This is a genomic window from Ralstonia sp. PBBBR1 (assembly GCF_002256165.1).
Classification (GTDB): Bacteria; Pseudomonadota; Gammaproteobacteria; order Burkholderiales; family Burkholderiaceae; genus Ralstonia; species Ralstonia thomasii.
In genome coordinates this window covers 429,603-454,806 of record NZ_NKIL01000006.1, presented here as the reverse complement: position 1 = coordinate 454,806, position 25,204 = coordinate 429,603, and the positions used below count along the sequence as shown (strand labels likewise).

16 protein-coding genes are annotated in these 25,204 nt (G+C 65.3%); 5 read left to right on the top strand and 11 right to left on the bottom strand.

Annotation, left to right across the window (positions count from 1 at the left end):
• Positions 1-8: 8 nt before the first annotated feature.
• Positions 9-821, top strand: coding sequence for an alpha/beta fold hydrolase (locus CFE42_RS13300; RefSeq protein ID WP_024542241.1), 813 nt, complete (start codon positions 9-11; stop codon positions 819-821).
• A gap of 12 nt (positions 822-833) precedes the next feature.
• Here the strand turns inward: CFE42_RS13300 and CFE42_RS13295 are convergent, their stop codons facing one another.
• The 3 genes from CFE42_RS13295 to CFE42_RS13285 form a co-directional block, all read right to left on the bottom strand.
• Positions 834-3,989, bottom strand: a complete 3,156-nt coding sequence (locus CFE42_RS13295) for an efflux RND transporter permease subunit (protein WP_004629067.1) — start codon at positions 3,987-3,989, stop codon at positions 834-836.
• 2 nt (positions 3,990-3,991) lie between these two features.
• Positions 3,992-5,170: an efflux RND transporter periplasmic adaptor subunit gene (locus CFE42_RS13290; protein WP_235202020.1), complete on the bottom strand. Its 1,179-nt coding sequence runs from the start codon at positions 5,168-5,170 to the stop codon at positions 3,992-3,994.
• 173 nt (positions 5,171-5,343) lie between these two features.
• Positions 5,344-7,707: a patatin-like phospholipase family protein gene (locus tag CFE42_RS13285; protein ID WP_024542243.1), complete on the bottom strand. Its 2,364-nt coding sequence runs from the start codon at positions 7,705-7,707 to the stop codon at positions 5,344-5,346.
• A gap of 261 nt (positions 7,708-7,968) precedes the next feature.
• Here CFE42_RS13285 and CFE42_RS13280 point away from each other — a divergent pair, with 261 nt between their 5' ends.
• Entirely contained in the window at positions 7,969-9,645 is a 1,677-nt protein-coding gene (locus tag CFE42_RS13280) for an L-lactate permease (protein WP_004629075.1), read from the top strand.
• A 453-nt stretch (positions 9,646-10,098) separates the two neighbouring features.
• A complete protein-coding gene (locus CFE42_RS13275) occupies positions 10,099-11,931 on the top strand; it encodes an ABC transporter ATP-binding protein (RefSeq protein WP_004629076.1) in 1,833 nt (610 codons plus the stop codon).
• Positions 11,932-11,934: 3 nt separating this feature from the next.
• Here the strand turns inward: CFE42_RS13275 and CFE42_RS13270 are convergent, their stop codons facing one another.
• The 8 genes from CFE42_RS13270 to CFE42_RS13235 form a co-directional block, all read right to left on the bottom strand.
• A complete protein-coding gene (locus CFE42_RS13270) occupies positions 11,935-13,254 on the bottom strand; it encodes an MFS transporter (protein WP_004629078.1) in 1,320 nt (439 codons plus the stop codon).
• Positions 13,255-13,296: 42 nt separating this feature from the next.
• The gene (locus CFE42_RS13265) at positions 13,297-14,679 is read right to left on the bottom strand and encodes an amino acid permease (protein WP_004629080.1); all 1,383 of its coding nucleotides are present in this window, start codon (positions 14,677-14,679) and stop codon (positions 13,297-13,299) included.
• Positions 14,680-14,918: 239 nt separating this feature from the next.
• A complete protein-coding gene (locus CFE42_RS13260) occupies positions 14,919-15,464 on the bottom strand; it encodes a chromate transporter (RefSeq protein WP_179817509.1) in 546 nt (181 codons plus the stop codon).
• Positions 15,446-16,024 carry a chromate transporter gene (locus tag CFE42_RS13255; RefSeq protein WP_004629085.1) on the bottom strand — a complete coding sequence of 193 codons (579 nt, stop codon included), beginning with the start codon at positions 16,022-16,024 and terminating at the stop codon, positions 15,446-15,448. The genes CFE42_RS13260 and CFE42_RS13255 overlap by 19 nt, the downstream gene beginning before the upstream one ends.
• A 4-nt stretch (positions 16,025-16,028) precedes the next feature.
• Entirely contained in the window at positions 16,029-18,371 is a 2,343-nt protein-coding gene (parC, locus tag CFE42_RS13250; RefSeq protein ID WP_251471207.1) for a DNA topoisomerase IV subunit A, read from the bottom strand.
• A gap of 49 nt (positions 18,372-18,420) precedes the next feature.
• Positions 18,421-19,311: a lytic transglycosylase domain-containing protein gene (locus CFE42_RS13245; RefSeq protein ID WP_004629089.1), complete on the bottom strand. Its 891-nt coding sequence runs from the start codon at positions 19,309-19,311 to the stop codon at positions 18,421-18,423.
• Positions 19,312-19,327: 16 nt separating this feature from the next.
• A complete protein-coding gene (locus CFE42_RS13240; protein WP_004629092.1) occupies positions 19,328-21,313 on the bottom strand; it encodes a DNA topoisomerase IV subunit B in 1,986 nt (661 codons plus the stop codon).
• A gap of 172 nt (positions 21,314-21,485) precedes the next feature.
• Positions 21,486-23,396 carry an ATP-binding cassette domain-containing protein gene (locus CFE42_RS13235; RefSeq protein ID WP_004629094.1) on the bottom strand — a complete coding sequence of 637 codons (1,911 nt, stop codon included), beginning with the start codon at positions 23,394-23,396 and terminating at the stop codon, positions 21,486-21,488.
• Positions 23,397-23,570: 174 nt separating this feature from the next.
• Between CFE42_RS13235 and CFE42_RS13230 the strand changes: the two genes are divergently transcribed.
• Complete coding sequence (locus CFE42_RS13230; protein ID WP_004629096.1) at positions 23,571-23,777, top strand: hypothetical protein; 207 nt, start codon at positions 23,571-23,573, stop codon at positions 23,775-23,777.
• 472 nt (positions 23,778-24,249) lie between these two features.
• Entirely contained in the window at positions 24,250-25,158 is a 909-nt protein-coding gene (locus CFE42_RS13225) for an amino acid ABC transporter substrate-binding protein (RefSeq protein ID WP_004629099.1), read from the top strand.
• Positions 25,159-25,204 lie beyond the last annotated feature (46 nt).

Genomic DNA, 25,204 nt, shown 5'->3' with positions numbered 1-25,204 from the left:
CCCCATCGGTGCCCGGCAGCACGGCCGTGCTGCTGATCCATGGTCTGGGCGGCACGGCCTACGACGTGGGCGTGCTGCAGAAAGCGCTGCGCAACGCCGGCGCGGTCACGCACGTGCCGACCTTGCCCGGCCACGGCACGCGCCCGGAAGACCTGATCCACATGCCTGCCGAGGCGTGGCTTGAAACGCTTACGCAAGCGTATGAACGGCTTGCCGCCGAGCATGACACCGTGCATATCGCGGGGATGTGCATGGGCGCATTGCTGGCACTGGTGCTGGCGCACCGGGTTCGGCATGGCATTGCGCACCCGCAGGACAGGCTGGCGCTGCTCGCCACGCCCATCCATATCGATGGCTGGTCGACGCCGTGGTATCGGGATCTGCGCTACGCGGTGTATCGCATCCCGGGCATGGCGGCGCGCATGCGCGTGGAAGAGGACGAGCCGTTCGGCATCAAGAACCCCCTGTTGCGGCGGATCATCAAGGCGAAGCTCGCACGCGGTGACAGCTTCCACTATCCGTGGGTGCCGCTGGCGTGCATTCGGCAGGTAGACCGGCTGCGGCGCTGGGCACTGGCCGGGGCGCCCGATACGCAGTGCCAGACGCTGGTAATCCATTCCCGCGAAGACGAACTCACCAGCCTGCGTTCCGCCCAAACGCTGCAGGCCACCCTGCCCCATGCGCGCAGCGTGGTGCTGGAAAACAGCTACCACATGATCTGCGTGGACAACGACCGCGATCAGGTCGCAGCAGAGGTCCTTGGCTTTTTCGGCTTCGACCCGGCAGCGGCCAGGCGCAAAGGCCCAGCCGCCGCAGATTGATGACGACGCCGATCAGGCGGCCGGCCGGGCCGTCTCGTGCTCGTGCGCCGCATCCAGCCGGCGCTGCCGCTCGCTGCCCTTGAACACGCGCCGCACCACCACAAAGAACACCGGCACCAGAAACACCGCCAGCACCGTCGCTGCGATGATCCCGCCCAGCACGCCCGTGCCGATAGCGCGCTGGCTGGCCGATGCCGCGCCGCTTGCAATCGCCAGCGGCACGACGCCAAACGCAAACGCCAGCGACGTCATCACGATCGGCCGGAAACGCAGACGCGCGGCCTCGAGCGTGGCTTCAATCAGGCCCATCCCTTGCGCCACCAGATCCTTGGCCACTTCGATGATCAGGATCGCGTTCTTGGCCGACAGGCCGATGGTGGCAATCAGCCCGACCTTGAAGTAGATGTCGTTGGGCAGGAAGCGCAGCGTGGCGCCCAGCAGCGCGCCCAGCACGCCGAGCGGCACCACCAGCATGACCGCCAACGGAATCGACCAGCTCTCGTACAACGCCGCCAGGCACAGGAACACGACGAGAATCGACAACGCAAACAGCGCTGGCGCCTGCGCGCCCGACAGCCGCTCCTCGAACGACTGCCCCGTCCACTCGTAGCCGAAGCCTTCGGGCAGGCCGCGCGCAATCGACTCCATCGCCGCCATCGCCTCGCCCGAGCTGTGACCCGGCGCGGGCGAGCCGGTGATCGTCATGGCCGGAAAACCGTTGTAGCGATCCAGCTTGAGCGGCCCGACGATCCACTTGGTGATGGTGAATGCGGAAAGCGGCACCATGGCCCCTGCTGCATTGCGCACGTGCATGCGGCCAAGCTGCTCGACCGAGACACGCTGCTTGCCGTCGGCCTGCACGATCACGCGGCGCACCTGGTTGCGATAGACGAAATCGCCCGCGTAGTCGGAGCCGAACATCACGGCCAGCGTGCGGTTGATGTCCTCAATCGACACACCCATCGACAGCGCTTTCTTGCGGTCCACATCAATCAACACCTGCGGTGCATCGCCCTGGCCCGCAAACGTGACTTCCGACAGCGCGGGATGCTGCGCGGCCTCAGCAAGCATGCGGTCGCGTGCCTGCGCGAGGCGCTCGTAGCCGGCACCGCCGCGGTCCTGCAGACGCAGGTCGAAGCCGGGCTTGCTGCCCAGCTCCGGCAGCGCGGGGGAGTTCATCGCCATGACCATCGCACCCTTGATCCTGCCGAACGCTGCGTTGGCACGCTCGACCACGGCATCGACGTGCTGGTCAGCGCCCTTGCGTTCCTTCCAGTCCTTGAGCGTCAGAAACAGCATGGCCGCGTTCTGCCCGTTGCCGTACAGGCTGAAGCCCGTGATGGCCAGCGTCGACGCCACCGCCGGCTCCTGCGTCATGAAGTGCTGCTCGGCTTGCCGCACGACGTCGAGCGTCTGCGCCTGCGTGGCGCCGGTCGGCAGCATGACGACGGTCATGAACTCGCCGGTGTCCTCTTCCGGCAGGAAGGCCGTGGGCAGTTGCGTGAACAGCAGCACCACCACGCCGATGACGGCGCCGTACGCCACCAGCGCGCGGCCCGTGCGGTTCAGCAGCTTGGCAACGCCGCCTTGGTAGCGTGCCGTCAATCGCGCAAAGCCCCGGTTGAATGCGCCGAAGAAGCCCTTGCGCTCGGCACCGTGACCGGCCTGCACCGGCTTGAGCAGCGTCGCGCAAAGCGCCGGCGTAAGCGTCAGTGCCAGGAATGCCGAGAAGACCATCGACACCGCCAGCGACAGCGAAAACTGCCGGTAGATGTTGCCCACCGCGCCGCCAAAGAACGCCATCGGCACGAACACCGCCGTCAGCACCAGCGAGATGCCGACGATGGCCCCGCTGATCTGCCGCATCGCCTTGGCCGTCGCCTCGCGCGGCGACAGCCCTTCTTCGTGCATCACGCGTTCGACGTTTTCCACCACCACGATGGCATCGTCCACGAGGATGCCGATGGCGAGCACCAGGCCGAATAGCGTCAGCACGTTGATGGAAAAACCCATCGGCAGCATCACCGCAAACGTGCCCAGCAGGGCGATCGGCACGACCAGTGTCGGGATGAGCGTCGCGCGCAGGTTCTGCATGAACAGCATCATCACCAGGAACACCAGCACCACGGCTTCAAGCAGCGTCTTGACCACCTGCTCGATGGCGATGCCGACAAAGCGCGAGCTGTCGTACGCCACCTCGTAGCGCACGCCCGGCGGGAAATGCGCCTGCGCTTCGTCCAGCACCGCGCGCACGCGCTTGGCCACGCCCACGGCATTGGCGCCAGGGGCAAGTTTGATGCCGATGGTCGTAGCCGGCTTGCCGTTCATGCGCGAGAGGTACAGGTAATCGCTGCCGCCCAGCTCCACGCGCGCCACATCGCGCAGCAGCACCATGCGGCCCTGCGCGTCCGCACGCAGCGGGATCTGGCCGAATGCATCGGGCGTGGTGAGCCCATCGTCACCGGTGACGCTCGCGTTGATGGGTGCGTTGCCCGGCACGGCGCCGCTGCCGATTTCGCCCACGGTGATGCGTGCGTTGTAGCGGCGCACGGCGTCGCTCAGGTCGCCGGCGGTCAGGCCCAATGCGGTCAGCTTGTCGGCATCGGGCCAGATGCGCATGGCGTATTCCGCATCGAACAAATGCGCGGTGCCAACGCCCGGCACGCGGCGCAACTGCGGAATCAAATCCGACGAAGCGAGGTCGCCCAGGTCGATGCCGTCAAAGCGGCCGCGCTCGGCCGTCAGCGACAAATACATCATGTAGTTCTCGGCCGCCTTCTCGATGCGGATGCCGTTGCGGCGCACGACCTCGGGCAGGCGTTCCTCGACGATCTTCAGGCGGTTCTGCACTTCCACCGCCGCAAGATCGGGGCTCGTGCCCTGCGTGAACGACAGGTTGATCGACACGTTGCCCGCGGCATCGGACGACGACGACATGTACAGCAGCCCCGGCGCACCGTTCATCTCGCGCTCGATGATGGCGGTGACGGCGCTCTCCACCGTGCGCGCAGACGCGCCCGGATAGTTGGCCGAGATGCTGACGTTGGGCGGCGCGATGTTCGGGTACTGCGCCACCGGCAGCTTGGGCAGCGCGAGCACGCCGGCCAGGATGATGGCCAGCGCAATCACCCAGGCAAAGACCGGGCGGTCGATAAAGAAGCGCGCCATGGTCAGCCCTTCTTCGGCTTGGTGTCAGCACGCGGTGCTGCGGGCACCGGCTTGACCGCCATGCCCGCTTCCAGCGTCTGCATGCCCGGAATGGCGAGGCGCTCTCCGCCGGACAGCCCGCTGGTCACCAGCCATTGGTCGCCGGCCAACGTTTGCGCAGCCACGGGACGCACGGCCAGCGTATTGTCGGCCTGCACCACAAACACCGATGCCCCCTGGCGGTCGCGCTGCAACGCGCCCTTCGGAACCGTCACCGCGCCCTGCTGCACGGCGTGCGAAAGCTTCACGCGCACGTACATGCCGGGCAGCAGCAGGCCGTCGGGGTTGGGCAGCACGGCGCGCATCGAGACGTTGTCCGTCGCGCGGTCCACCGCCAAGTCCGAGAACAGCAGCCTGCCCGGGCGCTCGTACGCCACGCCATCGCTCAGGATGACCTGCACGCCGATGTCCTGGCCGCTCAATGCAGCGGCCTGGCCCTTCTTGAGCGTGCGCTGCAAGGCGAGCACTTCGGCAGCGGGCTGCGCGAAGTCGACGTAGATCGGGTCGATCTGTTCGACCGTGGTGAGCGTCGTCGCAGCGTCTTCCTTGACCAGCGCCCCTTCGGTGACCTGCGCGCGGCGCGAGCGGCCGGCAATCGGGGCCGTGACGGTGGCATAGCCCAAGCGCAGTTGCGCGGTTTCCAGCGCGGCACGGCTGGACACCACGTCTGCGGCGGCCTGACGCTCGGCGGATTGCGCTTCAGCGTATTCCAGCTCGCTCACGGCACGCGTGGCGGCCAGCCCCTTGTAGCGGGCAGCCTTGTCGCGCGCGATGGCGAGTTGTGCCTGCGCACGGGCAAGCGCGCCTTGCGCGGCGTCCACCTGTGCCTTGAGCGGCGCCGGATCGATGCGGAACAGCACCTGGCCGGCCTTGACCACCTGGCCTTCTTCATAGGCGCGCTTGAGGACGATGCCGTCGACGCGCGCGCGCACTTGCGCCGTGCGATACGGCTCCAGGCGGCCAGGCAGTTCGGTCACCAGCGGCGCATCGGAGCGCTGCGCAACGGCAAACTCGACTTCCGGCGGGCCGGCTGGCTTGGCAGCCTCATCAGCATGCTTGCCGCACGCCTGCAACACAGCCAAGGCGCACGCGCACAGCAACCACCGGAACGAGCGGTAACGACGGAACAACACGGAGAACATCATGGGAAAGGGGGCTGGGCGCGACCGCGCCCGAGGTCTTGAACGAAGCGAAGCGGAAGGCTAGCACGCACGTCCGCCGCTAGCTGACCGATTGATTTCCCCAGTCTGATCAAGACCTTACGAAGCAGGCGCTGACCGTACGCCAGGCAGGCCTGCTGCCCCTTGATGCGGTTTCAGAAGACGCGACCGAGCTGCAGGTACACGTTCCACACGCCCTGGGGCGCCACCGCAAAACCGAAGTACAGCGGCCCGATCGGGCTGGTGCCACCGACGAATACGCTGCCGCTCTTCAGGTAAGGGCCCTTGCCAAAGTTGTTGCGCAGCTGCCAGACATTGCCGGCCTCGGCGCTGGCGCCGAACACCGGCGCGCGCAGGCCCAGCAGATCGTCAACGCGCAGGTCGTACAGATAGGTCAGGCGGCCATACAGCATGTACTGGCCGTTGAACTGATCCTGCGCATACGCCGAAAGGTGCTGGAAGCCGCCCAGGAAGAAGCCTTCGTTGGCGCCGTTGCTCGTGTTGCCACCGTTTTCCCGCGTCGGGCTGTTGACGCCAAACAGGCCGGCCCCTTCCAACGCCACATTGAACGTGTGGCGGCCGTAGCTCGTCGCCCATAGGCCCTTGGCCTGGGCGGTGTTGAACTTCTTGTCGGGCGAACCGAAGCCCGCTTCCACGCTGCTGTAGAAGTAATAGCCGCTGCGCGGGAACAGCGGATCGTCGAGCTGGTCCAGCGTAAGTTGGGCGCGAAAGGCCGGCTGCTGGGTGCGCAAGGTGTCAACGGCCGTCGCATCCACGACATTCCCGGACTCGTCCGCGATCAATTGCAGGTAATTGAACGTTGCCGTCTTCCTGACGTAGTTCACGCCCAGGCGCAGCTCACCCTTGCGGCCCAACGGGATGCCCAGGTCAACGCCGGCGCGCGCCGTCTCGATGGTCAGGTTGTTGAACGGCTTGGCGTCCCGGGTGGGCGGCTGATCGTCAAAGTAGAGATCCGATCTGCGACGCGAGTACTCGGCATACGGCGCCACGTAAAACCCGCGCGCCTGCCACAGTGGCTGCCGCAGCTCGGTATGGATGCTCGCCCGGTTGCTGCCGAGGACGATGTCGTTGCGCCACTCCAGCCCGCTCTGCGTGAGCCACGGATACCGATGGCCAAGGTTGATGTTGAATGCGCCACGCCCGTCGAAGTTGGTCGACATGCCCAGCCCGAACAGGAAGAACTGGTTGCCCCACGACTTTTCGTGCGCGTCGATCTTCAGCGTATGCACACCGTTCTGTTCCACCAGTTGCTGCGTGACGGTTTCGAAGTCGCCCGTGGTGGCCAGCGCCGACAGTTCGCGGTTCAGCGCCTCGGCGTCATACGCATCGCCTTCACGCACCTTGATCAACTGACGCACGCGCGCGGGCGGCACGCGGCCGCTGGTGGTCACATCGATGGCGTCAATGCGTGCGCCCGCCACGAGCGTGCCCTGCGGCTCGTGGGTAGCGCGGTACGCGGCATACGCGTGCGGCGACAGCGACAACGTCGCGAGCTTCGCCTCGACGCCCTGCGCCGCGCGTTCACCCTGCCGCACACCCTGCGGGCCCTTGGCGAAATCGGTGAACGAAAGCTCCGAGAGCTGCGGCTCGATCAGCACATCCTGGCCGCGCAGCAGCGCCTTCTGCGCACGGACGTTCTGGCCAACGAGGATGGTGATCATCTGTTGCGTCACCGCCGCAGGCGAGGCCAGGTCTTCAGGCCGCTCCAAGTCCGACCCGATATTGACGGCGATGATGATGTCAGCCCCCATGTCGCGCGCAAGCTGCACGGGCAGGTTGCTCACCAGGCCGCCATCCACCAGCGTACGCCCGCCCACCTCGAAGGGCGCGAACAGCCCCGGCACCGCCATGCTGGCCCGCATCGCCAGCGGCAGCGAGCCGTGGTCGAGAATCACTCCGTCGCCCGTGGCCAGATCCGTCGCCATGGCCTTGAACGGAATGGGCAGGCGCGAGAAGTCGATGTTGTCGGGCCACTGCGCCGTCCAGTTCTTGAGGAGCGCGAGCAGGCGGTTGCCCTGCACCAGCCCGGCCGGCAGCTTGAGGTTGCCGTTGCCATAGCCGGCCGACAGGCCGATCGGATACTGGAAATCATCCTCGCGCAGCGACTGCGGCAGCTTGGCGCGATCGTTGCGATCGAAGGCGATGTCGCTCAGGTCCACCTGTGAGAGCTTCTGCTCCAACGCGTCCGCCCGCATACCGCTGGCGTAGAGCCCGCCCACCACGGCGCCCATGCTGGTGGCGGCAATCACATCCACAGGAATGCGCATGCGCTCCAGCATCTTCAGCACGCCAATATGCGCATAGCCGCGCGCCCCGCCGCCTGAGAGCACCAGACCGATTCGCGGCCGCGTCGATTCGGTGTTCGCCTGCACTGGCGCCGCCGCAGTCTGGCCATGCACGGCGGGCGGCAACGTCGTCAGTGCCACAAACGCGGTAAGCACGGCGGCAGCCAATCGGGAGCCGCGGCGGCGAAACAGGAAGGCCGTCAGAGAAGCCATGAATGGAGGGCGAATTGGAGTGGGTGGGCAGCGCAGCAGGCGCAATGATTCCACAACCCGGATTTACCCGGTGCAATTGCTTGCGCCACGCGAAACCACGCACCGGCGCCGATGAATACTTTTCAAGGCGAAAGTGACAGAATATTGCGGGGACCCGGACACGCTTGTTCCTACAATCCGTGGCTGCCCATTAAAAAAGGGGCGACAGAAGACGTTCGGTATCGAGAAGATACTGAAACGCCCAAACAGGAGGAGATCAAGATGTGGAATCAAGTCTATGACCCGCTCGGCAGTGCCGTGTGGTCAACCCTAGCGGCCGGGATACCGGTGGCGGTACTGCTGTGCTCGCTGGCGTTCTTCCATATGCAGGCGCATCTGGCAGCCGGCCTGGCGCTGATTGTCGGGGTGGGGATCGCCTCGTTTGTGTTTGGCATGCCGACCGCAATGGCTGGCAAGGCTGCGGGCCTCGGCATCGTCTCGGGCCTGTTCCCAATTGGCTGGATTGTTCTCAACATCATCTTCCTGCACCGGCTCACCACCTTGAACGGGTCGTTCAAGGTCTTGCAGAGCTCGATTTCCGGCATTACCGAAGACCGCCGCCTGCAGCTGCTGCTGGTAGCGTTCAGCTTTGGCGCGTTCTTTGAAGGCGCCGCGGGCTTCGGCACGCCGGTGGCCGTCACGGGCGCCATCCTGATCGGCCTGGGCTTCTCGCCACTGGCCGCGTCGGGCCTGGCCCTGATCGCCAACACCGCACCGGTGGCCTACGGCGCGCTGGGTGCCCCGCTCATCGGGCTGGCTTCGGTCACGGGGCTGGACCTGCTGCAGCTCTCTGCCATGGTTGGCCGCCAGTTGCCGTTCTTCTCGGTGCTGGTGCCGTTCTGGCTGATCTGGGCGTTCGCGGGCTTCCGCGGCATGCTGCAGATCTGGCCGGCAATCCTGGTGGCGGGCGTGTCGTTTGCGATTCCGCAGTTCCTGGTGTCGAACTTCCACGGCCCGTGGCTGGTGGACGTGATTGCGGCGCTGGTGTCGATGGGCACGCTCACGCTGTTCCTGAAGGTGTGGAAGCCCAAGACGATCTGGACCTCGACCGCCCTGCGCAACCGCGAAGACAACTCCCGCGTCGACCCCGAAGCTGCTGCCGAAGCCCGCGAAACCACCACGGCCACCAACGGCAAGATCACGCGCGTGCAGGCATGGTTGCCGTGGGTCATCCTGACCGTGTTCGTGTTCATCTGGGGCGTGCCGCAGTTCAAGGCGTTTGCCGACGGCCTCTGGGCATTCAAGTTCGCCATCCCGGGCCTCGACAAGATGGTGCTCAAGGGCCCGCCGGTGGTGCCCAAGGTGATTGCCGAAGGCGCAGTGTTCAACTTCAACGTCCTGTCGATGGCGGGTACGGGCATCCTGGTATCGGCCATCGTCGGCGGCCTGCTGATGGGCTACTCGCTGCCGCGCATGCTCAAGGAGTACTGGAACACCATCAAGCTCACGCGCTATTCGCTGCTGACGATCTGCGCGATGTTCGGCATCGGCTACCTGACGCGCTACTCCGGTCTGGACGCGACGCTGGGCCTGGCCTTCGCCCACACGGGCGTGCTGTACCCGCTGTTCGGCACGATGCTGGGCTGGCTGGGCGTGGCGCTCACCGGCTCCGATACGGCATCGAACGTGCTGTTCGGCGGCCTGCAGAAGACCACGGCCGAACAGCTTGGCCTGTCGCCGATCCTCATGTCGGCGGCCAACAGTTCGGGCGGCGTGATGGGCAAGATGATCGACGCGCAGTCCATCGTCGTGGCTTCCACCGCCACCAAGTGGTACGGCCACGAGGGCGACATCCTGCGCTACGTGTTCTTCCACTCGCTGGCGCTGGCCTTCCTGGTGGGGCTGATGATCACCCTGCAGGCTTATGTGGAGCCGTTCTCGCGGATGGTGGTGCACTGAGCCCCGCTCCCGACGGAACCCGAAAGCCGCTCAATCGAGCGGCTTTTTTCATGGCGCGATGCGTCTCGCGAACCGCCTGGCGCCTCCCACGGATCGCAGCTGACGCTCTGAACTGCAATCGCCGAGCAAAAAGCCTCACGTGCCGAGCTCTGAGCCCCAACCGACGAGCAAAAAGCCCCACGCGCCGAGCTCTGAGCTCCAACCACCGAGCAAAAAGCCCCACGCGTCGAGCTCTGAGCTCCAACCACCGAGCAAAAAAGCCGACGCGTCGAGCTCTGAGCACCAACCTCCGAGCAAAAAGGCCGACGCGTCGAGCTCTGAGCACCAACCTCCGAGTCCTGCTCTCCATAAGCCAGGCCGCCAGCAAGGGCACTTTCACGCGCGTATCATGGGCGGCTCTTCCGCGCACGTCCCGCCCTGGGGCGTCGGTCTCCTCTTCACCCCCGACCCGACATGCTGCTGCGCCGCCTAGAAAAGCTCATCGATCCGTTCCGCCCGCTGCCCGACACCCAGCCTCCGGCCAATGTCTGGCGCTTCTACGCCCACTTCCTGCGCGAGGTGCGCGGCGTCTTCGCGTTGCTGCTGCTCGTGGGGTTGCTGGGCGCGCTGATTGAAGTCGCGCTGTTCGACTTCCTCGGCCGCATCGTCGACATGATCCAGGCAACCCCCGGCGCGGAGTTCTTCGGCCGCCACCGCAGCGAACTGCTGTGGATGGCCTTTGTGGCGCTGATCGCGCGGCCGGTCATCTTCGGCTTGCACGACGTGCTCGTGCACCAGGTCATCAACCCCAACCTGTCGAACCTGATCCGCTGGCAGAACCACCGCTACGTGCTCAAGCAGAGCCTGACGTTTTTCCAGAACGACTTTGCGGGCCGCATTGCGCAGCGCATCATGCAGACCGGCTTTTCGCTGCGCGATTCCGCCGTGCAGGCCGTGGACGCGCTCTGGCATGTCGTCATCTACGCGCTCAGTGCGATGGTGCTGTTCGCCAGGGCCGACTGGTGGCTCGTTGTGCCGCTGCTGGTGTGGATTGGCTGCTACATCGCGGCACTGAGCTATTTCGTGCCGCGCGTGAAAGCGCGTTCGGTCATCGCCACGGAATCGCGCTCCAAACTGATGGGACGCATCGTGGACGGCTACACCAACATCACAACGCTCAAGCTGTTTGCGCATACGCAGCACGAAGAAAGCTATGCGCGCGACGCCATGGCCGAGCAGACGGACAAGACCCGCCTGTCGGGCCGCATGATCAGCGGCATGGATTTCACCATCACGGCCATGAACGGCCTGTTGATCGTGGGCACGTCGGCGCTCGCGCTGTGGTTGTGGAGCCAGGGCCGTGTGAGCGCCGGCACCATCGCGTTGACCACGGGGCTGGTCATCCGCATCAACAACATGTCGGGCTGGATCATGTGGGTGGTCAACGGCATCTTTGAAAACGTCGGTCAGGTGCAGGACGGCATGCAGACCATCGCGCTGCCGCGCGCCGTGATCGACCAGCCTGATGCCAAGCCGCTGCAAGTGACACGGGGCGAAGTGCGCTTCGAGCACGTCGGCTTTCACTACGGCAAGGGCAGCGGCGTGATCGAAGGGCTGGACCTCGTGGTGCGCCCCGGTGAACGCATCGGGCTCGTCGGCCCGTCGGGTGCGGGCAAATCGACGCTGGTCAATCTGCTGCTGCGGCTGTACGACGTGGAGCGCGGCCGGATTCTCGTCGACGGCCAGGACATTGCGGCCGTGACACAGGAGAGCCTGCGGGAGCAGATCGGCATGGTCACGCAAGACACGTCGCTGCTGCACCGCTCCATCCGCGATAACCTGCGCTACGGCAAACCCGACAGCACGGAGGCGGAGTTGATGCAAGCCGTGCGCCGGGCCCGCGCCGACGAGTTCATCCCGCAGTTGTCCGATGCGCAAGGGCGACGGGGCTTTGATGCGCTGGTGGGTGAACGCGGGGTGAAGCTCTCGGGCGGTCAGCGGCAGCGCATCGCGATTGCGCGCGTGCTGCTCAAGGACGCGCCGATCCTGATCCTGGACGAAGCCACGTCAGCGCTGGATTCGGAAGTGGAAGCGGCCATCCAGGAAAGCCTGGAAACGCTGATGCAGGGCAAGACCGTGATTGCCATTGCGCACCGGCTCTCGACCATCGCACGCATGGACCGGCTGGTCGTGCTGGATGGCGGGCGCATCGTCGAGAGCGGCACGCATGCGGAGTTGCTGGAACACGGCGGCCTGTATGCACGGCTGTGGGCGCACCAGACCGGCGGTTTCGTTGGGGTCGATTGAGCGTTACGACAGGCGGCGGCCGAGCGTCTCGGGCACCATGGCCAGCCCGATCAGCGAGACGAGGCCGCAGCCGATCACGTAGAAAGCCGGTGCGTTGGCATTGCCTGTGAGCTGGATCAGCTCGGTCGAGAAGAACTGCGCAAAGCCGCCAAAGATGGCGATGGCGACGCAGTAGGCAATCGACAGCCCCGTGGCGCGCAGCCGCTGCGGCAGCACCTCGCTCACGAGCACCATCGAGGCCGGCGAAGTCATCGACATCGGCACCGACAGGCAGCCGACCACGATCAGCAACCGGGCGAGCGATGGGTCTACGTTGATGAGCGCAAAGGCCGGATAGATCATCGCCAGCAGTGCAACGCGCGACCACAGCACCACCCTGCAGCGCCCCACGCGGTCGGCCAGCCGCCCCGCGAACGGCGACAGCACCACCTGCACCAGCGCAGCGATGCACGCCGCCCAGATGCCCAGCGACAGCGGCATGTGCAGCACGCTCACAGCGTAGTTGCTGAGGTAGTAGACGATGATGTACGTGGATGACGCCACCCCGATCATCAGCAGGATGCTGGCGACCAGCGCACGACGGTGTTCGCGCAGCAACGGCAGCATGGCATCGGCTTCGCGCGTGCTGGGCGGTGCGGCGGTTTCCTCCAGGCGGCGGCGGATGATCAGGCCGACGGGGATGACGAGAATGCCGATCACGAACGCCAACCGCCAGCCCCACGACTCCAGCGCCCCAGGCGCCAGCACGTTGCTCAGCAGCAGGCCGACCAGCGCGCCGAACAGCGCCGCCAGCCCCTGGCTGAATGGTTGCCAGCTCGTATAGAAGCCGCGCGAACGATCATCAGCGTATTCCAGCAGCAGCGCAGTCGAAGCACCCATCTCGCCACCGATGGCAAAGCCCTGCACAAGCCGCGCAAGCACGACGAGGATGGGCGCGAGGATGCCGATCTGGGCGTAAGTGGGCGTGACGACGAAGATCAGCGACGACAGACCCATCAGCCATAACGTGAGCGCCACCGCCGGCTTGCGGCCCGCCCGATCGGCGTACATGCCGATCAGCAAACCGCCGAGCGGCCGCATCAGGAAACCCACGCCAAACGTGGCGAACGACATCAGCAACTGGCCGGTCGCGTTGCCGACGGGAAAGTACAGCCGGCCGATCAGCGTGGCAAAGAAGCTGTAGACCACGAAGTCATAGAACTCCAGGCCGTTGCCGATGGTGATGGCGGCAATGGCCCTCGTGCGTGACAGCGGTTGCGCGTGGCCGGTCGCCTGTGCGTCGGCGAGGCCGGTGTAAGACGGCGCAGAGGTGTGGTTCGACATGGGGTGTCTCCGAAACTTGTCTGTTCTTGGCGGGGGCCGGGTTCAAACCCTGCTTGCCTCTTCGGCGAACACGGATGCTGCGTTGGGCTTCACGCGCAGATACCACGCCGCCGACATGAGCAGCACCCAGCCTGCGCCGACGTAAAGCGCCACACGGGTGTCTTCCATGGTGCCCAGCACGCCGATCACGAACAGCATGAACGCAATGGCGAGCGCCGGCCCGACGGGCCACAGCGGCACCTTGAACTTGAGCGCACGCACCTCTTCGGCCGACAGACGCCGGCGCATCGCCACCTGCGAGAGCAGGATCATCAGCCAGACCCAGACGGTCGCGAACGTGGCGATCGACGCGATGATCACGAAGACGTTTTCGGGGATCAGGTAGTTCAGCACCACGCCGCACAGCAGCGCGCCGGCCATGAACAGCACCGTCACCCAGGGCACACCGTGACGCGACGTGGCCGCAAAGATGCGCGGCGCCTGGCCCTGCTCGGCCATGCCGTACATCATCCGGCCCGCGCCGAAGATGTTGCTGTTGATGGCCGAGATGGCGGCCGAGATGACGATGAGGTTGAGGATTGCCGCCGCCGACTGGATACCCAGCCCTGAGAAGATCTGCACGAACGGGCTGCCCTGGCCGTCGATGCCTGTCCACGGGAAGATCGCCATCAGCACGCACATGGTCAGCACGTAGAACAGCAGGATGCGCGCCGGTACGGCGTTGATGGCCTTCGGGATGACCTTGTCGGGGTTCTGCGCCTCGCCGCCGGTGATGCCGATGATCTCGACGCCGCCATACGCGAACATCACCACGGCAAACGACGCCACGAGGCCGCCCACGCCGTGCGGCAGGAAACCGCCGTGCGACCAGAGATTGCTGAGGCCCGACGCGTGCTCGCCGTTCATCTTCACGCCGAGAAACAGGATGACGGTGCCGCCGACGATCATGGCGCCGATCGCCACGATCTTGATCAGTGCGAGCCAGAATTCCATCTCGCCGAACACCTTGACGTTGCAGAGGTTCAGGCCGCAGATGAGCATGACGATGCCGAGCACCCAGATCCATTGCGGCACCTCGGGAAACCAGAAGCCCATGTAGATGCCGAAGGCGGTCACGTCGGCCAGGCAGACGATCACCATTTCGAGGATGTACGTCCAGCCGGTGAGAAAGCCGGCGAGCGGACCGAGGTTGTCGCGCGCATAACGCCCGAAGGAGCCGGAAACCGGCTGGCGCACCGCCATCTCGCCGAGCGCGCGCATGACCATGTAGACGGCCGCGCCGCCGATGATGTACGCAAGGATCACGGCCGGCCCGGCCAACTGGATGGCCGAAGCGGACCCGTAGAAAAGGCCCGTGCCGATGGCCGAACCGAGCGCGAGAAAGCGGATATGCCGCGCGCGCAGGTTGCGTTGAAGGTGTTCCAAACTGTCTCCTCTTTATGTCGGCGAGGCTGTCGGCGCAATTCCGGGCGGGACGCAGGCGTCGAACGGACCGGAGTTCACATACAGACAACATCGCGTTGATCGATATGTTGTTGTATATACATTATGAACGGCATTGGGGTATTCCCGAGGGCTGTGCGCCCATCTCGGTGGCGAGCGGGCCAAGAAAAAAGGCGGACATGCGTCCGCCTTGGATTTCGCTGGCCCCGCAGTACGGGGCGCTATACCCAGCCCATGCCGCCAACCAATGCCCCAAGCCCCACCAGCACCAGCGGGTGCACACGGGTGAAGGTGCAGACCAGGACGGTGGCGACGGTCAGCGCGATGGTGCTGAAGCTGCTGTCTGCGCCCCGCGCCAGCACCCAGCCGGTGGAGAACAGCAGCCCGATGGTCAGTGGTGCGAGGCCACGGCGGACCAGCGCAATCCAGCGCGCGTCGGGCTTGCGGTCCATGACCCGCGCGATAACAGCAGCAATCACGCACGACGGCCCGCAGATGCCGACCAGCGAGGCAATCGCCCCACCCAGACCCGCCGCCTGCCAGCCGAACAACTCAACGAAGAGCACGTTGGGGCCCGGTGCGGCCTGCGAGATGGCATACATGGCGCTCAACTGCTCGCTCGTCATGTAGTGCCGGGTGTCGACCAGAAAGCGGTGCATGTCGGGCAGCGTCGAGCTGGCCCCGCCGATGGCGAGAAACGACAGCACAAGAAAGTGCCAGAACAGGTCGAAGACGGTGGTGAGGTAGCTCATCGCATCGCCCACCATTCGAGCACGAGCGCGAGCGGAATCAGCACCAGCATGACCGGCAGCAACGGCCACTGCAGGACGCCAATGGTCAGGAAAACCGCCAGGCCGATGCCGGCCGCACGCCAGGTGCGCGACTGGCCCTGCGCCAGCTTGACGGCCGTTGAGAGCACCAGCCCCGCTGCCACCGCCGCCATGCCCTTGAGCAGGTTCTGCACCACCGAGAGGGCGCTGAAGTGGTCGTACAGCATGACGATCAGCAACAGCAGCACCGCAGGCGTCAGCACCAGACCGGCCATGGCAGCAGTGGCGCCGCGCACCCCGTGAAAGCGGTAGCCGAGCATCACCGAAAGGTTGACCACATTCGGGCCGGGCAACACCTGGCCCAGGCTCAGCAACTCGGCGAACTCGGTGTTGGAGAGCCACCGGTTGCGATCGACAATGCCGGCGCGCGCAAAGGGCAGTACGCCGCCGAAGCCCGACAGGCCCATCCGCGCAAACTCGGTGAAGAGCTTGCTGCAGGACGGAATGTTTGCGTTTGCTGCGGCGTTGGCGTCAGGTGCGGCGCTCGGATCGCTCATGGGCTCAGGCGGCGTCCGGCGCGGGCTTGGGCAACGAGAGCTTCGGGTCGCGCAGCTTGGGCTCGAGCGTCTTGCCCTTGCGTGCGCGCTTGCCGGCGTACGGCTCTTGCGCGCGGGTCGTCATGGTCTGCTCGACCGCCTTGCCGCCGCGCGGGCCGGTGCCCGAGAGCACGAAGCCCGCTGCACCGAAGGCCACTGCCTGAAGCAGCGCTTCGTTCTTCTCCAGTTCCATCAGGATCACGCCACGACCACCGCTGGCGAGCGTCTTCAACTCGCTGATCTGGAACAGCAGCATGCGGCCGCCTTCGGACAGGCACGCCACGCCGTAAGCGTCCGCAGGCACCGGCGCCGGTTTGTTGGGCTGGTCGCCCTCATCCAGCGTCAGGAACGCCTTGCCAGCCTTCTGGCGGCCGACCATGTCACCCACCTTGGCCAGGAAGCCGTTGCCGCCGCGCGTGGAAATGACCAGACTCTGTTCGGCGTGACCCGCGAACGTGTGGGCGATATGCGTGCCCGGCGCGAGTTCGATCAGCGTCGTCAGCGGCACGCCGTCGCCACGGCCGCCCGGCAGGTTCGCCACGGCCACGGAATAGACGCGGCCCGTGCCCTTGTCGTCGCGCGTGCCGAAGATCAACAGCGCATCGGTGGTGCGGCATTCAAACGTGTCGTACAGCGTGTCGCCTGCCTTGAAGGTGAATTGCGTGGCGTCGTGGCCATGGCCCTGGCGCGTGCGTACCCAGCCCTTCTGCGAAACAATCACCGTGACGGGTTCGTCGACCACCTTCACTTCGGCAGCGGCGCGGCGCTCTTCCTGGATGAAGGTGCGGCGGTCGTCACCGTATTGCTTCGCGTCGGTCTCGATCTCCTTGATGATGCGACGGCGCATCATGGTCTCCGACTTCAGCAGCACGTCCAGCTCGCCCTGCTCTTCGCGCAGGTTCTTCAGCTCCTGCTCGATCTTGATCGCTTCCAGGCGAGCAAGCTGACGCAGGCGGATTTCCAGAATGTCTTCGGCCTGGCGATCGCTCAGGTTGAAGACCTGGATCAGCGCGGCCTTCGGGTCTTCGCTCTCGCGGATGATGCGGATCACGTCTTCGATGCGCAGCAGAACCAACTGCCGCCCTTCGAGGATGTGGATACGGTCTTCCACCTTGCCCAGACGATGGCGCGTGCGACGCGTGACCGTGGCGAAGCGGTAGACGATCCACTCTCGCAGGATCTCTGCCAGGCCCTTCTGGCGCGGACGGCCATCCGTGCCGATCATCACCAGGTTGATGGCCGCACCCGACTCCAGCGATGTGTGGGCCAGCAATGCATTGGCAAATTCCTGCTGGTCGATGTTCTTGCTCTTGGGCTCGAACACGAGGCGCACCGGAGCGTCCTTGCCGGACTCGTCGCGCACGGCATCAAGCAGGCCCAGCATGGTCTGCTTCATGGTGAGCTGATCCGGCGACAGCGACTTCTTGCCCGTGCGCACCTTCGGGTTCGTCAGCTCTTCAATCTCTTCCAGCACCTTCTGCGACGAGGTGTTCGGCGGCAATTCGTTCACCACGAGCTGCCACTGGCCGCGCGCGAGTTCTTCGATCTTCCAGCGCGCACGCACCTTCAGGCTGCCGCGACCGCTTTCATACACCTGCGCAATGTCGGCCGCCGACGAGATGATCTGCCCACCGCCCGGAAAGTCCGGCCCCGGCATGTACTGCATCAGGTCGGTGCTGGTGAGCTTGTCGTCGCGGATGAGCGCCACGGTGGCGGCCGCCACTTCGCGCAGGTTGTGCGACGGGATCTCCGTGGCCATCCCGACCGCAATGCCCGATGCGCCGTTGAGCAGCACGAACGGCAAGCGCGCTGGCAGCAGCTTCGGCTCTTCCATCGAGCCGTCGTAGTTTGGGATGAAATCGACGGTGCCCTGGTCCAGCTCTTCGAGCAGCAGACGCGAAATGGGCGTGAGGCGCGCTTCGGTATAGCGCATCGCCGCCGCACCGTCGCCGTCGCGCGAGCCGAAGTTGCCCTGCCCGTCGATCAGCGGGTAACGCAGCGAGAAATCCTGCGCCAGGCGCACGAGTGCGTCGTAGGCGGATTGATCGCCATGCGGGTGGAATTTGCCCAGCACGTCGCCGACCACGCGCGCCGATTTGACAGGCTTGGCATCGGAGCGCAGGCCCATCTCGTGCATCGCGAACAGGATGCGGCGCTGCACCGGCTTCTGGCCATCGGCCACCTCGGGCAGTGCGCGGCCCTTGACCACGCTGATGGCGTAGTCGAGGTAAGCGCGCTCGGCATAGGCGCCAAGCGTGAGCGCTTCGGCCGGCTCGCTGGGGTCGAAGAGGATGTCTTGTTGTTCCATGGAGGCTCAAGCGAAAGCGGCGCGCTTCAACGTTGCGGCGCCGCCGGGATCAATGTTGAGGTACGTTCGTGGCCACGCCGGTGGCCGGGTCCAATACGAGTTCGATGCGTGCGGGCCGGCCCGTGCGGCCCGGCTTGCGCGTGGCGATGACGCCGTTGGCGCTCACATTCATGAATCCGGGCACGGCGGCGACCGGGTTGTAGTAGCGATAGAACTGCAACACCGTCTTCACGTAGTTCTGCGTCTCGGCGTAGGGCGGAATGTCGTTGCCGTGCTTCTGCACGGCGCCCTCGCCCGCGTTGTAGGCGGCCAGCACAAGCTCAAGGTTGCCTGAGAACATGCGCAGCAGATCGCTCAGGTAGCGCACGCCGGTGGTGATGTTGGTCTTCGGGTCGGCCAGCTTCTGGGCGGCCGTGCGGCGGGCGTCGCCGGTCACGCCGTAGCGCGCGCCGGTGTCCGGAATCACCTGCATCAGCCCGATTGCCCCCTTAGGCGACACGGCCTGCGGGTTGAAACCGGATTCGGCGGCAATCACGGCTTTCACCAACGCGGGGTCGATACCGTGCTTGCTGGCGGCTTGGCGGATCAGCGGTTCCACCGTCGGCACGTTCGGATGCTGCAGCACCGCGCGCACCAGGCGCTGGCGCATGCCGGCTGCGTTGTCGAGTGCATCGCGCTTACTGGCGTTGAGATAGGCATCGGCATCGGGCAGCTCGGTTGCCGGCAGGGCGATGGCGCTGTCGTCCTTGGCCTTGTCGTCGCCCTTGCTCGCCACCGCCGCGCCCTTCATGAACAGCACGTAGCGATCGTCCAGCCGTTCGGCGGCGAAGTGCGCGAGACCGTTTTCATCGATGTAGCCGTAGACGTCCGCGCGCGCCGGCTGGCTGGCCAACAGGGCCAGCGCCGTCAATGCGAATGCGAAACGTACGAAAAGCTTCATCGTTGTCGGTTTGCGGTCAGATATCGGCTTCGACTTCGTTGCCGCGCGCTTCCAGCCACGTGCGGCGCGCGCCGGCTTCGCCCTTGCCCATCAGCATGTTCATCATGTTGATGGTCTGGTCTTGGCCCAGTTCGCCCAGCGCCACGGGCAGCAGACGGCGCGTGTCGGGGTTCATGGTGGTTTCCCAGAGCTGCTCGGCGCTCATTTCACCCAGGCCCTTGAAGCGGGAGATCTGCCAGGCGCCTTCCTTCACGCCATCCTTGCGCAGCTTGTCTTCAATGGCCTCCAACTCGCCATCGTCCAGCGCGTAGAGCTTCTGCGCAGGCTTCTTGCCGCGCGCCGGGGCATCGACACGATACAGCGGCGGACGGGCCACGCACACGTGCCCCCGATCGATCAGTTGCGGGAAGTGCTTGAAGAACAACGTGAGCAGCAGCACCTGGATGTGCGCCCCGTCCACGTCAGCATCGGACAGGATACAGATCTTGCCGTAGCGCAGGCCGGAGAGGTCGACCGTATCGTTCGGCCCGTGCGGGTCCACGCCGATGGCGACCGCAATGTCATGCACCTCGTTGTTGGCGAACAGGCGGTCGCGCTCGGTTTCCCAGGTGTTCAGCACCTTGCCGCGCAACGGCAGGATGGCCTGGAATTCCTTGTCGCGGCCCATCTTGGCCGAGCCGCCGGCGGAATCGCCTTCCACCAGGAAGAGTTCGTTGCGGGTGACGTCGTCGGATTCGCAGTCGGTCAGCTTGCCGGGCAGCACGGCCACACCGGAGCCCTTCTTCTTCTCGACCTTCTGCGCGGCACGTGTACGCGCCTGCGCCTGCTTGATGACGAGTTCGGCCAGCTTCTTGCCGTGCTCGACGTGCTGGTTCAGCCACAGTTCCAGCGCCGGGCGGCTGAAGGTGGACACCAGGCGCACCGCATCGCGGCTATTCAGACGTTCCTTGATCTGCCCCTGGAACTGCGGGTCGAGCACCTTGGCCGACAGCACGAACGACGCGCGCGCAAACACGTCTTCGGACATCAGCTTGACGCCCTTGGGCAGGAGCGCGTGCATCTCGACAAAGCTCTTCACGGCCTGAAACAGGCCTTCGCGCAAACCGGATTCGTGCGTGCCGCCGGCGGGCGTCGGGATGAGGTTGACGTATGACTCACGCACCGGCGAGCCCTCTTCCGTCCAGGCCACCACCCACGATGCGCCTTCGCCGAAGGCAAAACCTTCTTCGCCGGGCTTGTCAGGGTCGGCAAAGTGTTCGCCTTCAAACAGCGGGATCACCGGCTCGGCACCGCTGCCCTGCGCAAGCGATTCGACCAGATAGCCGCGCAGGCCATGGTCGTATTGCCATTCGAGCGTCTCGCCGGTTTTTTCCAGCGTGAGCGTGACCTTCACGCCCGGCAGCAGCACGGCCTTGCTGCGCAGCAAGCGCTGCAGCTCGGCCTGCGGGATGTTCTCGGAATCGAAATACTTGGCGTCCGGCCACGCGCGCACGCGGGTGCCGCTCTTCTTCTCGCCGCGTTCGGCCTTGCGGGTGGTCAACGGTTCGATCACGTCGCCACCGGAGAATGCGAGCGTCGACACGTTGCCGTCACGCCAGACCGTCACTTCCAGCCGCGTCGACAGCGCGTTCGTGACCGATACGCCCACGCCGTGCAAGCCGCCGGAGAACGCGTATGCGCCGCCGCGGCCCTTGTCGAACTTGCCGCCGGCATGCAGGCGCGTGTAGACGATCTCGACCACCGGCACGCCCTCTTCGGGGTGGATGCCGACAGGAATGCCGCGCGCATCGTCTTCCACGCTCACGCTGCCGTCCTTGTGCAACGTCACGGCAATCAGCTTGCCGTAGCCGCCCAACGCCTCGTCAGCGGAGTTGTCGATGACTTCCTGCACGATGTGCAGGGGATTGTCGGTGCGCGTGTACATGCCCGGCCGTTGCTTGACCGGTTCGAGGCCCTTGAGGACCTTGATCGACGATTCGCTGTATTGGGAGGTTTTGCTCATGGAAGGCGGAAAAACTGACCAGGCTTGGGTCTGTCCCCAAGCACCGGGAATGCAGCGCGCATTGTAAAGGAAGCTGTCCTCGACAATGCGGAGGGATCGTCAGCGCCGGGATGCGAGCCGAAACTCACATTCGGTCGACATCCCGCTGACATATTGCGTGGTTAATGCAGCGTCACACCGTGCCGGCGCGCTTGGCTTCGAGGGCTTCCCAACGTTCCAGCGCCTCCAGCAGCTCCAGTTCGATGGCCTCGTGGCGCTCGGCCAGCTTTTGCGCGCGCTCCGGGTCGCGGCCGTAGATCGTGCCGTCCTCCAGTTCGCCGCCGACCTGCTTCTGCTCGGCCTCCAACGCCTCGATGGTGGCGGGCAGCGCGTCGAGTTCGCGCTGCTCTTTGTAGCTGAGCTTGACCGTGGCGCGCTCGCGCGGCTTGGCGGCTTCGGGCTTCTTCTCTTCGGCAACGGGCTTGGCCGCTTGTGCCATCTGCGCCGAGCGTGCCGATTGCATCTGCCAATCCGAGAACCCGCCCACGTATTCGCGCCAACGGCCCTCGCCCTCTGCCGCAATCACCGAAGTGACGACGTTGTCGACGAACGCGCGGTCGTGCGAGACCAGGAATACGGTGCCACTGTATTCCTGCAGCAGTTCTTCCAGCAGTTCGAGCGTGTCGATGTCCAGATCGTTGGTCGGCTCGTCGAGCACCAGCACGTTGGCCGGACGGGCAAACAGGCGTGCCAGCAGCAGCCGGTTGCGCTCGCCGCCCGACAGCGAGGCCACCGGCGAGCGGGCACGCTCGGGCGGGAAGAGGAAGTCGCCCAGATAGCTCATCACGTGCTTGCGCTGACCGTTGACTTCGATCCAGTCACTGCCCGGGCTGATAGTGTCGGCAAGCGAGCGGTTCAGGTCCAATTGCGCGCGCATCTGGTCGAAGTACGCCACCTGCAGGTTGGTGCCGTTGCGCACCGTGCCGGAATCCGGTGCCAGTTCGCCGAGGATCAGCTTCAGCAGCGTGGTCTTGCCGACACCGTTGGCGCCGAGAATCCCGACCTTGTCGCCGCGCATGATGGTGGCGGTGAAGTTGTCGACGACGGTCTTGTCGCCATAGCGCTTGGTCACGTCGATCAGCTCGGCGACAATCTTGCCGGAGCGATCGCCCTGCGAGACTTCCAGCTTGACGTTGCCCTGCACCTCGCGGCGCGCCTGGCGCTCCACACGCATCTGTTCCAGCCGCGCCACGCGGCCGACGCTGCGTGTGCGCCGCGCTTCCACACCCTTGCGGATCCACACTTCTTCCTGCGCGAGCAGCTTGTCGAAGCGGGCGTTTTCCAGTGCTTCGGCGTCCAGCTCCTGCGCCTTGCGCGTCTGATACGCCGTGAAGTTGCCGGGGTACGATCGCAGCTTGCCGCGATCGAGTTCGATGATGCGTGTGGCCACGCGGTCGAGGAAGGCGCGATCGTGCGTGATGAACAACACGCTGCCGCGGAAGGCCAGCAGCAAGTCTTCGAGCCAGCGGATGGAGTCGTAGTCCAGGTGGTTGGTCGGCTCGTCCAGCAGGAGGATGTCAGGCGCGCCCACCAGCGCCTGCGCAAGCGCCACACGCTTGGTCAGGCCGCCCGACAGCGAACCGATGCGCGCGCCGGGCAGCAGGCCCAATTGGGCGATCGTCGTTTCCACGCGCGTGCGCAGTTGCCACGCGTCTGCCGCTTCCAACTGGGATTGCAGTGCCTGCAGCCTGTGCAGCGCGTCTTCATCGTGGGAGTCGCCCATCGACGTGATCAGCGCCTCGTATTCAGCCAGCAGGCCGGCAGCATGCGGCACGCCCATCGCCACGGCTTCGGCCACGGTCTGTTCGGGGTCGAATTCGGGCTCTTGCGGCACATACGCCGAGGTCACGCCGCTCTGGCGGGCGATCAGCCCATCATCCGGCGAGGTCGTCCCCGCCACGATCTTAAGCAGCGACGACTTGCCGGTGCCGTTGCGGCCGATCAGGCCGACGCGCTCGCCGGCTTCCAGCGAGAAATCGGTGTGGTCGAGCAGCGCCACGTGGCCGAACGCCAGTTGCGCATCGGTAATGGAAAACAGGGCCATGCTGGAGAGAAAAAGGGTGCTGGCCGCGTACGGCCGGAAGGCGCGTATTGTAGTCGCCCCGCGCGTCGCCCATCGGCGACATTGCGCTTGCAGATGCCGGTGCTATAACGCTTGTGCCGCCGGACTCGCTTTTTCCGGCCGCGCCATCCATACCGTTACGAAAGGGGAATGACGATGCGCGGACTCTTCGGGCTGTTGATCATCTTGGTCGTGGCAGGCATTCCGGTGCGGCAGATCTTGCTGCGGACCGGCTTTTCACCGTGGTGGACCCTGCTTGTGCTGGTGCCGGTGGCGAACCTGGTGGCGCTGTGGATTTTCGCGTTCTCGAACTGGCCGCGGCAGTCGTCTCAGCCGGGCAACGTGCTTCCGAATCAGAACTGACCTGGCCTCGAACGCGCAGGCGCCAAAGAAAACGGCCCGCTTTCGGCGGGCCGGAAGAGTCTCTCCTCGATGCCTTGCGAACAAGACATGGTCGGAGCATAGCGCCCCTCGTCCGTCTCGGGCAGTCGGGACAAACCCGGTAGGGAAAAACGCCTAACGCTAGGCCCGGTGCGGCTTCGCACCGCAGCAACGCATGCTGGGCCAGGTATGCACCGCGGGCGAGTCCGCTGCACCGGCTGGACGGCTGAGACGGTGCGTTGCGCACGCTGCATGTGCGTAACGCACCACTGCAAACCACGCGTCACGCATCGACTTTTAGAGGGCGAAATCCACTCTTGCAGCCTGCTTACAACACCAAAAAAGCACAGGCCTGCAGCTTGCTGCGGCGGGCCGTATCATGCGGCAGGCCCTCCGGCCACGAGCCGGGCATAACGATAAAGAGGGCCGCCGATTCTTTCCGGGGGATACAACCATGCCGTTCTTCACGCGCGCGCTGCCGGCTGCAGCGCTGCTCTTCGCTTCGCTGTCCAGTTTGCCGGGCCCTGTCCTGGCCTCCTCCACGCCGGTGCTCGACCGCATCCGCGACACCGGCACCGTCCGCGTCGCCTACCGCGAAAGCTCCGTGCCCTTCTCGTTCTACGACGCCGATAAAAAGCCCGTCGGCTATGCCGTCGATCTGTGCCTGCGCGTGGTCGACAAGCTGCGCACGGACCTCAAGCGGCCCGATCTGAAAGTGCAATATGTGCTGGTCACGCCCTCGACGCGGATGCCGGCCATCGCCGATGGCAAAGCCGACCTCGAATGCGGCTCGACCACCAACAACCGCGAACGCCGCGAGAAAGTGGCCTTCACGATTCCGCACTACATCGCGGGCATCCGCATGATCGTCAAGACGTCGTCGGGCATCCGCAGGTGGGATGACCTGCGCGGCAAGACCGTCGTCACCACCAAGGGCACCACCAGCGTGGCGGAGCTGCGCAAGATGAACGACGTGCGCGTGCTGAACATGAACTTCCTCGAAGCCAAGGACCACGCTGAATCCTTCGCGATGGTCGAAACCGGCAAGGCCGACGCTTTTGCAATGGACGACGTGCTGCTCTACGGCTTCCGCGCCAACACCAAGACCCCGGGCGACTACGCCGTCGTCGGTGACATGCTGACGGTCGAGCCCTACGCGATCATGCTGAGCAAGGACGACACCGAGTTCAAGCGCCTGGTGGATCGCGCGATGACCAACATCATCCTCGACTACGACGCCGAGAAGCTCTACAAGAAGTGGTTCCAGCAACCGATTCCGCCGCACAGCGCAAAGCTCGATATCCCGATGAGCTTCCTGCTGCGCGACTCGTTCAAGTACCCGAGCGACAAAGTCGCCGATTGAACAAAGCCGCACGCAGCATGAGCGCCGCCGTCACGCACGGCGGTGT

Coding starts and splice junctions, on each gene's coding strand:
- CFE42_RS13225 (WP_004629099.1), top strand. CDS start 24,250: ATGCCGTTCTTCACGCGCGCGCTGCCGGCTGCAGCGCTGCTCTTCGCT.
- CFE42_RS13285 (WP_024542243.1), bottom strand. CDS start 7,707: ATGGCTTCTCTGACGGCCTTCCTGTTTCGCCGCCGCGGCTCCCGATTG.
- CFE42_RS13290 (WP_235202020.1), bottom strand. CDS start 5,170: ATGTTCTCCGTGTTGTTCCGTCGTTACCGCTCGTTCCGGTGGTTGCTG.
- CFE42_RS13255 (WP_004629085.1), bottom strand. CDS start 16,024: ATGAGCGATCCGAGCGCCGCACCTGACGCCAACGCCGCAGCAAACGCA.
- CFE42_RS13230 (WP_004629096.1), top strand. CDS start 23,571: ATGCGCGGACTCTTCGGGCTGTTGATCATCTTGGTCGTGGCAGGCATT.
- CFE42_RS13245 (WP_004629089.1), bottom strand. CDS start 19,311: ATGAAGCTTTTCGTACGTTTCGCATTCGCATTGACGGCGCTGGCCCTG.
- CFE42_RS13275 (WP_004629076.1), top strand. CDS start 10,099: ATGCTGCTGCGCCGCCTAGAAAAGCTCATCGATCCGTTCCGCCCGCTG.
- CFE42_RS13270 (WP_004629078.1), bottom strand. CDS start 13,254: ATGTCGAACCACACCTCTGCGCCGTCTTACACCGGCCTCGCCGACGCA.
- CFE42_RS13235 (WP_004629094.1), bottom strand. CDS start 23,396: ATGGCCCTGTTTTCCATTACCGATGCGCAACTGGCGTTCGGCCACGTG.
- CFE42_RS13260 (WP_179817509.1), bottom strand. CDS start 15,464: ATGGTGGGCGATGCGATGAGCTACCTCACCACCGTCTTCGACCTGTTC.
- CFE42_RS13240 (WP_004629092.1), bottom strand. CDS start 21,313: ATGAGCAAAACCTCCCAATACAGCGAATCGTCGATCAAGGTCCTCAAG.
- parC (WP_251471207.1), bottom strand. CDS start 18,371: ATGGAACAACAAGACATCCTCTTCGACCCCAGCGAGCCGGCCGAAGCG.
- CFE42_RS13295 (WP_004629067.1), bottom strand. CDS start 3,989: ATGGCGCGCTTCTTTATCGACCGCCCGGTCTTTGCCTGGGTGATTGCG.
- CFE42_RS13280 (WP_004629075.1), top strand. CDS start 7,969: ATGTGGAATCAAGTCTATGACCCGCTCGGCAGTGCCGTGTGGTCAACC.